Annotated in this window: 14 protein-coding genes; 4 read left to right on the top strand and 10 right to left on the bottom strand. The window is 65.5% G+C overall.

Annotation, left to right across the window (positions count from 1 at the left end; all coding sequences use genetic code 11):
- Positions 1-141: 141 nt before the first annotated feature.
- A complete protein-coding gene (locus ACZ50N_RS08715) occupies positions 142-1,737 on the top strand; it encodes an APC family permease (protein ID WP_046363610.1) in 1,596 nt (531 codons plus the stop codon).
- On the opposite strand, the gene ACZ50N_RS08710 is transcribed toward ACZ50N_RS08715, so the two are convergent.
- The 5 genes from ACZ50N_RS08710 to ACZ50N_RS08690 form a co-directional block, all read right to left on the bottom strand.
- Positions 1,734-2,726, bottom strand: a complete 993-nt coding sequence (locus tag ACZ50N_RS08710; protein ID WP_464475174.1) for an FAD binding domain-containing protein — start codon at positions 2,724-2,726, stop codon at positions 1,734-1,736. The two genes, ACZ50N_RS08715 and ACZ50N_RS08710, sit on opposite strands and share 4 nt — an antisense overlap.
- On the bottom strand, positions 2,723-3,259 hold the full coding sequence (locus tag ACZ50N_RS08705; protein WP_464475173.1) for a (2Fe-2S)-binding protein: 537 nt from the start codon (positions 3,257-3,259) through the stop codon (positions 2,723-2,725). The genes ACZ50N_RS08710 and ACZ50N_RS08705 overlap by 4 nt, the downstream gene beginning before the upstream one ends.
- Positions 3,256-5,424 (bottom strand): xanthine dehydrogenase family protein molybdopterin-binding subunit, encoded by a 2,169-nt coding sequence (locus ACZ50N_RS08700; protein WP_464475172.1) that lies wholly within the window; start codon positions 5,422-5,424, stop codon positions 3,256-3,258. The genes ACZ50N_RS08705 and ACZ50N_RS08700 overlap by 4 nt, the downstream gene beginning before the upstream one ends.
- 110 nt (positions 5,425-5,534) lie before the next feature.
- Positions 5,535-6,497, bottom strand: a complete 963-nt coding sequence (nrdF, locus tag ACZ50N_RS08695; RefSeq protein ID WP_046363606.1) for a class 1b ribonucleoside-diphosphate reductase subunit beta — start codon at positions 6,495-6,497, stop codon at positions 5,535-5,537.
- A gap of 136 nt (positions 6,498-6,633) precedes the next feature.
- Positions 6,634-7,371, bottom strand: a complete 738-nt coding sequence (locus ACZ50N_RS08690) for a TetR/AcrR family transcriptional regulator (protein WP_073682425.1) — start codon at positions 7,369-7,371, stop codon at positions 6,634-6,636.
- Positions 7,372-7,522: 151 nt separating this feature from the next.
- Between ACZ50N_RS08690 and ACZ50N_RS08685 the strand changes: the two genes are divergently transcribed.
- Together ACZ50N_RS08685 and ACZ50N_RS08680 are read left to right on the top strand one after the other, a co-directional pair.
- Positions 7,523-8,704, top strand: coding sequence for a geranylgeranyl reductase family protein (locus tag ACZ50N_RS08685; protein WP_046363604.1), 1,182 nt, complete (start codon positions 7,523-7,525; stop codon positions 8,702-8,704).
- A gap of 111 nt (positions 8,705-8,815) precedes the next feature.
- A complete protein-coding gene (locus ACZ50N_RS08680) occupies positions 8,816-9,232 on the top strand; it encodes a VOC family protein (RefSeq protein WP_046363603.1) in 417 nt (138 codons plus the stop codon).
- Positions 9,233-9,299: 67 nt separating this feature from the next.
- Here ACZ50N_RS08680 and ACZ50N_RS08675 read toward each other — a convergent pair whose 3' ends face one another.
- A complete protein-coding gene (locus ACZ50N_RS08675) occupies positions 9,300-10,031 on the bottom strand; it encodes a LysR family transcriptional regulator substrate-binding protein (RefSeq protein WP_464475171.1) in 732 nt (243 codons plus the stop codon).
- 29 nt (positions 10,032-10,060) lie between these two features.
- Here ACZ50N_RS08675 and ACZ50N_RS08670 point away from each other — a divergent pair, with 29 nt between their 5' ends.
- Positions 10,061-10,447 (top strand): DUF5997 family protein, encoded by a 387-nt coding sequence (locus tag ACZ50N_RS08670; protein WP_464475170.1) that lies wholly within the window; start codon positions 10,061-10,063, stop codon positions 10,445-10,447.
- An 85-nt stretch (positions 10,448-10,532) separates the two neighbouring features.
- Here the strand turns inward: ACZ50N_RS08670 and ACZ50N_RS08665 are convergent, their stop codons facing one another.
- The 4 genes from ACZ50N_RS08665 to nrdH are packed head-to-tail and all read right to left on the bottom strand — an operon-like array spanning position 10,533 to position 13,808.
- Positions 10,533-10,916 carry a hypothetical protein gene (locus ACZ50N_RS08665; RefSeq protein WP_464475169.1) on the bottom strand — a complete coding sequence of 128 codons (384 nt, stop codon included), beginning with the start codon at positions 10,914-10,916 and terminating at the stop codon, positions 10,533-10,535.
- 29 nt (positions 10,917-10,945) lie between these two features.
- Positions 10,946-13,114, bottom strand: coding sequence for a class 1b ribonucleoside-diphosphate reductase subunit alpha (gene nrdE, locus ACZ50N_RS08660; protein ID WP_464475168.1), 2,169 nt, complete (start codon positions 13,112-13,114; stop codon positions 10,946-10,948).
- Positions 13,081-13,527 carry a class Ib ribonucleoside-diphosphate reductase assembly flavoprotein NrdI gene (gene nrdI / locus ACZ50N_RS08655; RefSeq protein WP_019514555.1) on the bottom strand — a complete coding sequence of 149 codons (447 nt, stop codon included), beginning with the start codon at positions 13,525-13,527 and terminating at the stop codon, positions 13,081-13,083. The genes nrdE and nrdI overlap by 34 nt, the downstream gene beginning before the upstream one ends.
- A 38-nt stretch (positions 13,528-13,565) precedes the next feature.
- Positions 13,566-13,808, bottom strand: coding sequence for a glutaredoxin-like protein NrdH (nrdH, locus tag ACZ50N_RS08650; protein ID WP_046363601.1), 243 nt, complete (start codon positions 13,806-13,808; stop codon positions 13,566-13,568).
- Between the last annotated feature and the right edge of the window lie 351 nt (positions 13,809-14,159).

The following is a 14,159-nucleotide window of genomic DNA, read 5'->3' as shown; positions in this document are numbered from 1 at the left end:
GCAGCCGACCTGTGAGGTCGCTGGACGCTGTGTAAACACTTCATTTCACCGGTTGTCGCGTGGTCTATACAGTGCGACGCTGTCGTTCGGTCCGCCTGTGGGCGGGCCGTTCTCGCACTGATGACGTTTCCAGGAGACGCGATGGCCACCGAATCCGAAGCTGAATCCGCAGCAGCCACCACCGCTGCGCCGGCGGGGTTGAAGAAGGGCGCGATCGGCATGGTCGCGGTCATCTTCATGGCGGTCGCCAACGCCGCACCGATCACCGCCATGACCGGAAACGTGCCGATCGCCGTGGGTTTCGGCAACGGCCTCGGCGCACCCGCCGGGTTCCTGTTCGCCACGATCGCCCTGACGTTGTTCGCACTGGGCTACGTCGCGATGGCCAAGCACATCACGACCACCGGCGCGTTCTACGGCTTCATCTCGCACGGCCTCGGGCAGGTGTGGGGCATGGCCAGCGGCTTCCTGGCGACCTTCGCCTACGTGGTCTTCGAAGGTTCTCTGATCGGCGGCTGCGCGTACTTCGCCAACGACGCGGTCAATACCATTGCCGGCGTTGATGTTCCGTGGCTGGTCTTCGCGATCGCCGCGATTGTGGTCATCGGCGTGCTCTGCCATTTCCACATCAGCCTCACCGCGGCCATCCTCGGGGTCACGCTGGTGTCCGAAGTGCTCATCCTGCTCGCGTTGGCATTCACGGTCATCGTCAAGGGTGGCGGACCCGACGGCTTCATGCTGGATCAGACGGTGCTGCTCAACAACGCGTTCGAGAGCCTGCCCGAAGGTGCGTTCGGCACCGCCGCAGCCGCCGGCTCGATGGCCATCGGCCTGTTCTTCGCGTTCTGGTCCTGGGTGGGTTTCGAGACCACCGCCGTCTACGGCGAGGAGTCACGCAATCCGAAGAAGATCATCCCGCGCGCCACCCTGATCGCGGTGATCGGCCTGGGCCTGTTCTACACGTTCATCTCCGCGATGGTGCTGGCCGGCAACGGCGCGAAGACCTCGGTTGAGGCCTCGATCAGTTCGTCGCCACTCGACCTGTTCTTCAACCTGGTCCAGAGCAACCTCGGCGGCTTCCTGCTCGACGTCTACAAGATACTGTTGGTGATCGGCTCGTTCGCCTGTGCGCTGGCCTTCCACAACGCGGCGTCGCGCTACCTGTTCGCCCTCGGTCGCGAAATCCCCGTTCGCGCAATCAAGTCGACGCTCGGCGCCGCGCACCCCAAGCACGGATCGCCCTACATCTCCTCGGCGGTGCAGGCCGTCATCACCCTGGTGATCGTGGTGCTGTTCGCGGTGTTCACCGCCGTGCAGGTACCCGACGCCGACGGCGTGCCGGTCGATACGCCGAGCCTGGTGCCCTACGTCAACATCTATGGTCTGCTCGCGCTGATCGGCACCGCCGCGATCCTTCTCGTGCAGGCGATCTGCTCGGCCGCGGTGATCTGGTACTTCTGGGTGCGAAAGACCCACCGCGGTAACGTGATCACCACCCTGGTGTGCCCGCTGCTCGGCGGCGTGGCGATGGGTTACGTGGTCTGGCTGCTGTGGGACAACCGCGCCTTCGCCGCGGGCTATGCCGCCAACTCACTGGTGTTCAAGAACGCTCCGTTCTTCATCCTCGCGGTGTTCGTGATCGGCATCGTCTACGCGCTGTGGTTGCGCACCGCGCGGCCCGACACCTACGCCGAGATCGGCCGGACCGTCATGGAAGACGCCCACGAGCGCAGTTAGGCGCGCGCCGCGGCGCGCGTGAGCGCCCGGATGACGCTGTTGTGCGCCAACGTCACCTTGAACGCGTTCTGGCTCAACGGCTCTGCGCCCGCCACGGCGGTGCGCGCAGCCGCGGCGAAGGCCTCGGGCCCCGGCGCCGTGCCCACCAGTTGTGCTTCGGCCGCCGGCACCCGCCATGGCTTGGCCGCGACACCGCCCAACGCGACGGCTGCCGACCGGATCACCCCGTCGACGATGTCGACGCCCGCGGCCACCGACACCAGCGCGAACGCATAGCTGTGCCGATCGCGCACCTTGAGATACCACCCGCGCTCGCCGAAGGTGCTGGGTGGCAGCTCGACCGCGGTGATCAGTTCCCCAGGTGCGACAGTGGTGTCGCGCTGCGGCTGATCGGCGGGCAGGGCGAAGAAGTCGCCGATCGGGATCGATCGTGACCCTGCGGGCCCGGTGACGTGCACGACGGCATCGAGAGCGGCCAGCGCCACCGCCATGTCGGACGGGTGCACGGCGATGCACGTGTGCCTCCCCGGCGCGGCCCCGAAGATCGCGTGCTCTCGGTGCACGCCTGTCGCCGCGCCGCATCCGGAGCCCGGGTCTCGCTTGTTGCAGACACTGAGCTCGGGATCCATGAAGTACGGGCAGCGGGTGCGCTGCATCAGGTTCCCGCCCACCGTGGCCATGTTGCGGATCTGCGTGGTCGCCCCCGACAGAATGGCCTGCGAGAGCATCGGATACGACGTCCGCACCAGCGGATCGTTGGCCACCGCGCTGTTGGACAGTCCCGAGCCGATGTGCAGGCCGCCCGACTCGCTGGCATGCAGCGAGTCGAGGTCCAGAGAACCGACGTCGACGAGTGAGTCAGGATTCTCGACCCCGGTCTTCATCAGGTCGAGCAGATTGGTGCCGCCGGCGTAGTACCGCGCGCCACCTGCGGCACGCCCGACCGCATCGTCGAGCGTCACCGCGCGATGGTAGGTGAACGTCTTCATGAGTTCTCGTGCACGCTGCTGATCGCGGCGACGATGTTCGCATAGGCACCGCACCGACAGATGTTGCCTGCCATCCGTTCTCGGATCTCCTCCTGCGTCAGCCGGGGCGGGCCGGACACCACGTCGTCGTGGTTCCCCTCGAACGACGCCGCCGACAGATCTCCCGCGGCGAACTCACGCAACAGCGCTCGCGACGAACACAGCTGTCCCGGTGTGCAGTAACCACACTGGAAACCGTCGTGGTCGATGAACGCCTGCTGCAGCGCAGTCGGCGTCTGACCGTCGGCCATCCCTTCGACCGTGTCCACGCCCGCGTCGTCGATGGAGGCGGCCAGTGTCAGGCAGCTCAGCACCCGCCGGCCGTTCACCTCGACCGTGCATGCCCCACAGAGCCCGTGGTCGCAGCCCTTCTTCGTCCCGGTGAGCAGCAGCCGCTCCCGCAGCACGTCGAGCAGGGTCGACCGGATGTCGATGTCGATCTCGTGCCGGACGCCGTTGACGGTGAGCCGGACGTGATGGGCGCCAGCACTCACGACTGTCCTCCTCGGTCGGGTTCCAACAGGTCTTCGCAGACGATCGGTAAGGTGCGCAACCGTTTTCCGGTCGCATGGTGAATGGCGTTGGCGATGGCCGCGGGTACTCCGCAGACGCCGATCTCCCCGATTCCGCGAACTCCGATCGGATCGAGTTCGTGGTCTGGATGCTCGAGGAAGGAGATGTCGAAATCCGGTCGATCAGCGTGAGTCGGTACGTAGTACTCGCCGAGCGGCGCACCGGTCGTCGGGTCGTGGGGCACCTGTTCGAGCAGCGCCATGCCGACGCCGAAAGTGATGCCGCCCATGACCTGGTTGGCCGCCAGCTTCGGGTTGAGCACTCGGCCGCAGTCCATCACCGCCACCCAGCGGGTCACCGTGGCCCGGCCCAGCATCTCGTCGACCTCGACCTCGCAGAAGTGCGCGCCGAAGGACTGCGAGACCGCGCCGGTCTCCGGTACGCCGTCGCTCGTCACCGTGAAGGTGAGTTCCGCTGCCAGCTCGGGGTCGGCGCTGTCCGTCGGGAATGTCCGTGTGCCCAGTCTGCGTGTCCATTCCCGGGCTGCTGCGTACACCGCGGACCCGACCGTCGCAGTGGTCTGCGACGCCCCGCTGTAGGGGGCGTCGGGAAAGTACGAGTCGCCGGAGTGGAAGCTCACGCGATCCAGCGGCAGGCCGGTCGTGTCGGCGGCCACCTGCGTCATGACGGTCCGCACGCCGGTGCCCACCTCGTGGGTGGCGGCGCTGAACCTAACGTGTCCGTCGGGCAGCGTCTCCACACTGCAGCTCGCCGGCATGCGCCGACCCGGGTAGGTGGCCGTCGCCATCCCCCAGCCGACCTGAACCCCGTTGCGCACCAACGATCGTGGCGCCGACGGGCGGTCGTCCCACCCGAAGCGGCGCGCCCCGGTCTGATAGCACAGTGTCAGATCGGCCGCCGACCACGGCCTGCCGTTGGTCTGGTCGCGGTCGGTCACGTGTGCCATCCGTAGCTGCAACGGATCCTGGCCGGTCGCCGCGGCCAGCTCGTCCATCGCGACCTCGAGCGCAAACAGACCGGGCGCTTCGCCCGGCCCCCGCATGAAACAGGGAGTGGGCGCGTTGATGCGAGCCACCTCGTGCGACACGATCATCCGAGGCGAACGGTAGAGGAACCGGGTCGACAAACCGGCGGGTTCACAGAAGTGCGCGACGGTCGAGGTTTCGGTCAGGGTGTGGTGTTCGGTGCTGACGATCGCGGCGGCCTCATCGGCCACGAGCCGGATCGTCTGCTCGGTGCGGGGCCGGTGACCGGTCGAGGTGTACATCTGGTCACGGGTCAGCACGAGCTTGACCGGTCGGCCGACCTCGCGCGCGGCGACCGCACACAACACCACGTGCATCCACAGAAAGCTCTTGCTGCCGAACGCACCACCGACCAGCGGCGAGAGAATCCGAATCCGATCCTCGGCGATCCCCAGATACGCTGCGAGCGCTCGCCGTTCGCCGGTGATCCACCGGGTGCAGTCGTGGACGACGAGATCGTCACCCTCCCAGCGGGCGATCGTTGCCGACAGCTCGATCGGATAGTGAGTGTTGATCGGCGTCCGATAGGTGGATTCGATTCGGGCGCCGGCGGGCTCGGTGGCCGGACCCCGATGATCCTGCAACTTTTCTTCGGTGAGCTTGACGAAGTGATCGGGGCGGTAGGCGCCGTGGCGGACCGATCCGGCGTCGGGAACAGCCGGCTCGGCCAGAACCTGCCCCGCGCTCAGCTGGGCGGGTGACGCCTCGTAGTCGAAGCTCATCAGCGATGCGGCGTAGGTGGCGTTCTCCGGCGAGTCGGCCACCACCATCGCCACATGCTGACCCACGTGCTGAACCGTCAGATCCGACAGTGGGGGCCGCCGCTCCAGTGGCAGATCCCACGTCATGTCCTCTGGGAGTGTGTGCAGCACTGGACAATTGAGAGGGGTCAACACGAAGATCGACCCCGGCGCGCTCGCCGCCCGGGCGGCCGCGGCGGCCATCGAGTCGGCGGTGATGCGACCGTGCGGGATCCGGGCCTGCACCAACACCGCGAACGCAGGGTCATCGATCGGCGTGTCGGCGGTGTAGCGCGCCGCGCCGGTCACCTTGTCCACTCCCTCGACCCGTGAGACGGGCTGACCGATCGAACGCGCCATGGCGACCAGTCTCGCGCATCAGCACCGAGATCGCGGCGCGACTGTGGACCGCGCACGACAGTTCCCGATCGCGCACAGGGCGCAGAGACCGAGCCGTCGTAGCCGAGCTACTAGAAGTCCCAGTCCTCGTCCTCGGTAACCACGGCCTTGCCGATGACGTAGCTGCTGCCCGAGCCGGAGAAGAAGTCGTGGTTCTCGTCGGCGTTGGGGCTCAGCGCGGACAGGATCGCCGGGTTGACGTCGGTCTCGTCCTTGGGGAACAGCGCCTCGTAGCCGAGGTTCATCAGCGCCTTGTTGGCGTTGTAGCGCAGGAACTTCTTGACGTCCTCGGACAGGCCGACACCGTCGTAGAGATCCTGGGTGTACTCGACCTCGTTGTCGTAGAGCTCGAAGAGCAACTCGTAGGTGTAGTCCTTGAGCTCCTGCTTGCGGGCTTCGTCGGCCAGGGCCAGGCCCTTCTGGAACTTATAGCCGATGTAGTAGCCGTGCACGGCCTCGTCGCGGATGATCAGCCGGATCATGTCAGCGGTGTTGGTGAGCTTGGCGCGGCTCGACCAGTACATGGGCAGGTAGAAGCCGGAGTAGAACAGGAAGCTCTCCAGCAGCGTCGAGGCGACCTTGCGCTTGAGCGGGTCGTCACCCTTGTAGAAGTCCATCACGATCTGCGCCTTGCGCTGCAGATTCGGGTTCTCTTCCGACCAGCGGAAGGCCTCGTCGATCTCGGCCGTCGAGCACAGGGTGGAGAAGATGTTGCTGTAGCTCTTGGCGTGCACCGACTCCATGAACGCGATGTTGGTGTAGACCGCTTCCTCGTGCGGGGTGAGCGCATCGGGAATCAGGCTGACCGCGCCGACGGTGCCCTGGATCGTGTCCAGCAACGTCAGACCGGTGAAGACCCGCATCGTGAGCTGCTTCTCGTGGTCATTCAACGTGCCCCAGGACGGGATGTCGTTGGACACCGGGACCTTCTCGGGCAGCCAGAAGTTGCCGGTCAGACGCTCCCAGACCTCGGCGTCTTTCTCGTCCTGCAGGCGGTTCCAGTTGATCGCAGAAACGCGGTCGATCAGCTTCATTCCCTCGGACACCTGGACCCCATTTCGCCGGATTTTCGCCTGTGTGAGCTGTTTTACAGGCCGCCACCGACACTACAACTTCTTGGGTGCAGAAACGGGTTCCGACGCAACATGTTGTGGTGCGTGTCGCGAACGGTCAGGCCACCTGTTCGCGCCGGGTGACGCCCTCGTGCAGCGGCAGATCCGGGTCGATCCGAATCCCCAGCACCTCACAGGTGCCGTTGATCGAGCCGAGCATGATCGTGGTCAGGTAGTCGACGAACCTCTCGGCCGGCAGCCGCCGCGGCGTGTCCTGCGCAGTGCCCAGCCACCAGTCGGTCGCCGAGGCCGCGGCCCCGAACGTGGCGAATGCGGCCAGCTCGAACGCTGCGCCGTCGAGCTCCATGTCCTGCAGCTCGTGGCTGAACATGTCGGCCATCGCCAGCGTGATGTCGCGGCCCTCGTTCACCGCACGGATCGTCGACTCGCTCTCGGCGAACCGGCCCTGCATCAGGAACCGGACCACATTCGGATGGTCGTCGACCAGCCGGACGTACTGCTCCACCGCCCGGCGGATGATCGTGTGCGCCGGATCGGTCGAGACGTCGATCGACGGGAAGATGGCCGACCACAACATGTCCCGCATGCGTTGACCGATGGCCTGGAACAAGTCGGACTTGTCGGTGAAGTGCCGGTAGATCTTCGGCTTGGCCGTGCCGGCCTCTTCGGCGATCTCCCGCAGCGACACCTCGGGGCCCTGCCGATCGATCGCCCGGAATGCGGCGTCGACGATCTCCGACCGCACCTTCTTGCGGTGTTCGCGCCAGCGTTCACTGCGGGCGTCCACCTTGACGCCCGGCTCGTCGGCTGCGCGCCCTCTCGGCCCTCGTCGCACGCGGTCACTCTACCCGGTGGACACGCGGCTGACCTGCCCCGACCGCGCGCGGCGGCGCAGGCGTCACCAACACATCATCGCGGCCGCGCCGCGCGGCGAGCCGCAGAATCGGTACTATCTCGGGCGACAGCCGCGCAACGAGACGAGAGATATGACGCAGCGATACGACCTGGTCATCGCAGGCGGGGGTCCTTCGGGATCGGCAGCCGCATGGCAGGCCGCCCAGACCGGCGCGAAAGTGGTGGTGCTCGACAAGGCACAGTTCCCGCGGGCCAAGCCCTGTGGTGACGGCCTGACCGCGCGCGCGGTGAGCTACCTGCAGAAGATGGGGCTGGCCGACGAGGTCGCCACCTATCACCGCGTCAACCGGGTGACGGTGTTCAGTCCCAGCCGCTGGGAGCTGTCGTTCCCGACACGTCCGGGTATGCCCAATCACGGGCACACCGTCAGCCGCGAGCACCTCGACACGACGCTGCTCAAGCACGCCGAATCCGCGGGTGCCGAGGTGCGGCAGGGCGCCGAGGTGGCCGGCCCCGAGCTCGATGCCAACGGCCGCGTCATCGGCGTGGTCCTCAAGGGCGGCGAGAAGGTCTACGGCGACGCGGTGATCGCCGCGGACGGCGCCTACTCCCCCATCAAGCGGGCTCTGAAGATCGATTCCGAGTACAACGGCTACTCGGCCATCGCGATCCGCTCGGAGATGCCGGCCAACCGCGCCGACTCCGACAGCCTCGACATCTATCTGAAGCTGCAGTTCCAGGGCGACCAGCTGCCCGGCTACGGCTGGGTCTTCCCGATGGGCGACGGCATCTTCAACATCGGTCTGGGCTACGTCAACAGCTATAAGAACTGGCAGTCGATCAATGCGACCCAGTTCCTGGGCGACTTCCTGCGCACGCTGCCCCGCGAATGGGACCTGCCGCCCATCGAGGAGCTGAAGAAGAACAAGAGCGTGCGCGCCTGGCGGTTGCCGATGGGCTTCACGGCGTGGCCGGCGTGGCGCCCGGGAGTGCTCTTCACCGGCGACTCGTTGGGTGCGGGCAAGCCGGCATCGGGTGCGGGCATCTCGAAGGCACTCGAATCCGGACTGGCTGCGGGCGAGTGCGCGATCGCCGCGCTGACCAACGGCGGCCCCGACGACTTCACCAATTACGGCCAGCGCATGGAGGCCGCGTGGGGCCGGGAGTACAAGCGGGGCAGGTACTTCCACAAGCTCGCGGGCATTCCCGCGGTCGCCAACACCGGCATCAAGCTGATCGACAACGCCCACTTCCGCGACCGGATGCTCAAGTCGCTCTACAAGAAGGCACAGGGGCCTCAGCACACCTATTAGTCGTTGACCGCCGAGAAGCCACCCCGCCGCAACGTCGGCGCCCCGCCGGGTGTTGGAGTGACAGTCCACGCCCGGCGGTGTGGTGTCGGGGGTCGGCGCTACGGTCGCCCCATGGAGCAACGCATCAGCCTGATCACGCTCGGCGTCGACGATCTCGTGCGGGCCCGCCGCTTCTACGAGGACGGTTTGGGCTGGCGGCCCCATGACGCTCCCGAAGGCGTGGTGTTCTATCAGTTGCCCGGTATCGCAGTGGCGTTGTTCGGCCGCGCCGATCTCGCCGAAGACGCTCACCATCCTGTCGACGGACGCTTCAGCGGTATCACCATCGCGGTCAACCAGCGCTCGGAAGCCGAGGTCGATGCCGTCCTCGAGCAGGCTGTCGCCGCAGGTGCCACGCTGCTCAAGCCCGCCGAGCGGGTGTTCTGGGGCGGCTATTCGGGCTACTTCGCCGACCCGGACGGTCACGTGTGGGAGGTGGCGCTCAACCCGGCGTGGACGATCAACGAGGACGGCACGCTGACGATGTGAGCGCCGAGACTGCGGTGAGATCGCGCGTAGCGCCGAAACGGCGATCTGTCCGCAGTCTCGACAACGGTCATCGGCTGCGCTTGCCGGGCTTGCCTGGCTTGCCTGGCTGGCGGGCGACCTTGCCGGCCGCGGCTCGGGCAGCCTGCTTGGCCATGGTCTTCTCCCGCGCGGTGCGCTTGGGCGCCGGTTCCGTCTGACCGCGAGACGAGCCCGGTGTGCGGCCGCGGACGACACCGATGAAATCGTCGACCAGCGCCGGTTGCGGCCCCTCGGGCACGGCGAGCGCGACGGCGCAGGTGGGCGCATCGACGATGGGCCGGTAGGTGACGTCTTTTCGGTGGTGCAGCCGCGCCAGGGACTGCGGGGCGACGAGCACACCCGCTCCGGCGGCGACGAGTTCGATTGCCGCTGAGACGGTTTCGGGGCGATATTCAGCCGGGACGCCGGGCGCGTCGGGCCAGTCGACGACGTCGTCGAGGGGTACGAGGCGTGGTTCGCCGGTGAGGTCGGCGGCAGTGATCTCGTCCGCTGCGCTCAGCAGGTGATCCGTCGGGACGACGGCCACGGTGGTTTCGGCGTAGAGCGGAATGACCGCGAGACCGGAGGTGTCGGTGGGCAGGCGCAGTACGGCGACGTCGACGGTGCCGGTGCGTACGGCCTCGGCGGCGTCGGCCGCGGGAATCGTGATGAGCTCCAGCCGAACCTGCGGGTGACGCTGCGTCCAGCGCCGAGCCCACTTCGCGGGCGTGCCGCCAGGGACGTAGCCGACGGTGATCGACGGCTGCGACGGCGAGACCATCGCCACAGGCTACCGATACTCTGAGCGGCATGAGCAGGCCGAATTCCCAGTCCATGAAACCCGCGACGGCGGCGAAGAAGCTGGACGTCTACCTGCCGGCGACACCCGCCGAGTTCCAGAAAACCGCCATCACCCGCGACGAACTCGCCGCGCTGCAGGCCGATCCGCCGCAATGGCTGCAGGAGTTGCGCAAGAACGGCCCGCACCCGAAGAACCTGGTGGCCGCAAAGCTGGGCGTCTCGATCGCGGGTCTGGCGCGGGGCGGAGTCACCGAGGCGTTGACCACCGAGGAGATCGACACACTGCTGGCTGACAAGCCGGACTGGCTGGTGGCCGAACGGGAGAGCTACCAAAACGTGCTGCGCGAGGAGCGGCGCCTCAAGGCAGTGCGCGCGGAGCAGGCCGCCGAGAAGTAGGCCTGGCGCCGCCGAACGTGGGCATTATGCACGCGAAAGTGGCTTTCGCCGTGCATAACCCCCACGCTCGAACGCGGTGTCGGAATTAACTGCTTCGAAGACGGTACGGATTATGCGCGAAGGCAGTTTCAGGAATGCCAGCCCTTACGGCATCCCCGTAGGTGGTAACGCCCGTTCGCGCGTCCCCGTTCGGGAGCTGTTCCCAACCCTGATCCAGATCGCCGTTCTCGTACGCGTGAACTAAGTCGACAAGATCGACGGTCAGGTGTAGGTGATCGCAATCCACCTGCGTGTTGATGTACACATGGTGCGGTCGGACGTTCGAGCAGAACAAGGCTGCGCACAATATGCCTGAGTTCGGGATGTCGCCGATGGCGCTGAGCGCCTGGACGTTTCCTCGAAAGCCTGCCATCTTGAGGCGCTTGCGCAAATCCCTGACATTCAGGGGGAACACAATCCCCTCGGCCATGTCCTACCTCCAATTCACTCTGCGCGAGCTCACAACATGCAGCTGACGCAGTTCTCCACCTCAGTGCCTTGAAGCGCCATCTGCCGCAGCCGGATGTAGTACAGCGTCTTGATTCCCTTGCGCCAGGCGTAGATCTGCGCCTTGTTCACGTCGCGGGTGGTGGCCGTGTCCTTGAAGAACAGCGTCAGGCTCAACCCCTGGTCCACGTGCTGGGTGGCCGCGGCGTAGGTGTCGATGATCTTCTCGTACCCGATCTCATAGGCATCCTGGTAGTACTCCAGGTTGTCGTTGGTCAGGTACGGCGCCGGGTAGTAGACGCGACCGATCTTGCCTTCCTTGCGGATCTCGATCTTGCTCGCCACCGGGTGGATCGAGCTGGTCGAGTGGTTGATGTAGCTGATCGACCCGGTCGGCGGAACCGCCTGCAGGTTCTGGTTGTAGATCCCGTGCTGCTGCACCGACTCTTTGAGCCGCTTCCAGTCGTCCTGGTTCGGAATCCGAATGTTGGCATCGGCGAAGATCTGCCGCACCTTGTCGGTGGCCGGCTCCCATACCTGCTCGGTGTACTTGTCGAAGAACTCCCCCGACGCGTACTTCGAGCGCTCGAATCCACCGAACGCCCGGCCCCGTTCGATCGCAATGCGATTCGATGCCCGCAACGCGTGGTAGAGCACCGTGTAGAAGTAGATGTTGGTGAAGTCCACGCCCTCGTCGGACCCGTAGAAGATCCGCTCGCGGGCCAGATATCCGTGCAGGTTCATCTGCCCCAGGCCGATGGCGTGGGATTCGTTGTTGCCCTGCTCGATCGAGGGCACCGACGTGATCGAGGTCTGGTCGCTGACCGCGGTCAGCGCACGGATCGACACCTCGATGGTCTGCGCGAAGTCCGGCGAATCCATGGCCTTGGCGATGTTCAGCGAGCCCAGGTTGCAGGAGATGTCCTTGCCGATCTTCGAATACGAGAGGTCGTCGTTGAACTCCGACGGCGTGGACACCTGCAGGATCTCCGAGCACAGGTTGCTGTGGGTGATCTTGCCGTCGATGGGGTTGGCCCGGTTCACCGTGTCCTCGTACATGATGTACGGGTAGCCGGATTCGAACTGGAGCTCGGCCAGGGTCTGGAAGAACTCGCGTGCCTTGATCTTCGTCTTGCGAATCCGCGCGTCGTCGACCATCTCGTAGTACTTCTCGGTCACCGAGATGTCGGCGAAGCCGACGCCGTAGACCTTCTCGACGTCGTACGGCGAGAAGAGGTACATGTCCTCGTTCTTCTTCGCCAGCTCGAACGTGATGTCGGGGATGACGACACCGAGCGAGAGCGTCTTGATCCGGATCTTCTCGTCGGCGTTTTCCCGCTTGGTGTCGAGGAACCGGTAGATGTCGGGGTGGTGTGCGTGCAGGTACACCGCGCCGGCGCCCTGCCGGGCACCGAGCTGATTGGCGTAGGAGAACGAATCCTCGAGCAGCTTCATGATCGGGATGACACCCGAGCTCTGGTTCTCGATGTTCTTGATCGGCGCGCCGTGCTCACGAATGTTGCTCAGCAGCAGGGCAACTCCGCCACCGCGCTTCGACAGCTGCAGCGCCGAGTTGATGGAGCGGCCGATCGACTCCATGTTGTCCTCGATGCGCAGCAGGAAGCAGCTCACCGGCTCGCCTCGCTGCTTCTTGCCCGAATTGAGGAACGTCGGGGTGGCCGGCTGGAATCGGCCGTCCATGATTTCGTCCACCAGCTTCTCGGCCAGCGTGGTGTCGCCGGAGGCCAGCGTCAGCGCCACCATCACCACACGGTCCTCGAAGCGCTCGAGGTAGCGCTTCCCGTCGAAGGTCTTGAGCGTGTAGGACGTGTAGTACTTGAACGCGCCGAGGAACGTCGGGAACCGGAACTTCTTGGCGTACGCGCGATCCAGCAGCGTCTTGACGAAGTTGCGCGAGTACTGGTCGAGCACCTCGCGCTCGTAGTACTCCTTCTGCACCAGGTAGTCGAGCTTCTCGTCCTGGTTGTGGAAGAAGACCGTGTTCTGGTTGACGTGCTGCAGGAAGTACTCCCGCGCCGCCTGCACGTCCTTGTCGAACTGGATCTTCCCGTCGGCGTCGTACAGATTCAGCATCGCGTTCAGGGCGTGGTAGTCCATCTCGCCCGGAAGCGCGTGCACGCCGGTGGTTACAGGTTCTGCAGCTGTGACGGTTGGTGGCACGTCTGGTCCTTCCAGAAGTCTTGTAATCCTGCGCGAACGGCGAAGACGTCGTCCGTCGTTCCCATGAGTTCGAACCTGTAGAGAAAGGGGACGCCGCACTTACGCGAGACGACCACCCCGGCGTAGCCGAATTCGGCGCCGAAATTGGTGTTGCCCGCGGCGATGACACCGCGGATCAATGACCGGTTGTGCTCGTTGTTGAGAAACGCGATCACCTGCTTGGGGACGTATCCCCCGCGATCGGGATCGGGGCCGTTGGCGTGCCCGCCTCCGTAGGTGGGGAGGACGAGTACGTACGGTTCGTCGACCTGGATCCGTTCCTTCAGAGGAATTCGGATGGCCGGCAGCTCGAGCTTCTGCACGAATCGATGAGTGTTCTCCGACACGCTGGAGAAGTAGACGAGGTTGCTCACTCCCCTGCTCCTCTCGGTCGATTCGTCGGTCGGGGTCTCTAGGCGGTGACGGCGGATGCGCCGGCCAGGGCCTTGATGCGGTCCGGGCGGAAGCCCGACCAGTGCTCGTTGCCGGCGACCACGACGGGCGCCTGCAGGTAGCCGAGCGCCATCACGTAGTCGCGCGCCTCGGTGTCCACGCTGATGTCGACCACGTCGTATGCCACGCCCGCTTTGTCGAGAGCCTTGTAGGTGGCGTTGCACTGAACGCAGGCCGGCTTGGTGTACACGGTGACAGTCATATGCGGGCTCCCTCAGCGAAAGTTTTGATCAACAACGAGCGTTTTCCTGGTAACTGCGAGTCACTGCACACCCCATCCGACGATCCGGCTGGCCGGGCGATCACCCTCCCTGCTCTCAACGTCGATCCGAGGAGGGAACTTCCCCCCGAACCCCCGCCGAGCGCAGATCGCGTCTCTCGCCGCTCTCCACCCTAGGGCACTAGATGTTGTGCCTCGTTAGTAGAGCACACACAAGATGGTCGTAATAACACGTTTGGAATTTTCCCTGGTCACCACGGTGTGTCGCGGCGTTTCAGGCGTGTCGCAGATCACATCGAGGTCCTCGCCCATCCATTCCCCTGGTCTACCAGC

This window comes from Mycolicibacterium obuense, assembly GCF_055397605.1.
Note: the sequence above shows the minus strand (reverse complement) of the source record. Positions and strands in the feature narration are given on the sequence as shown.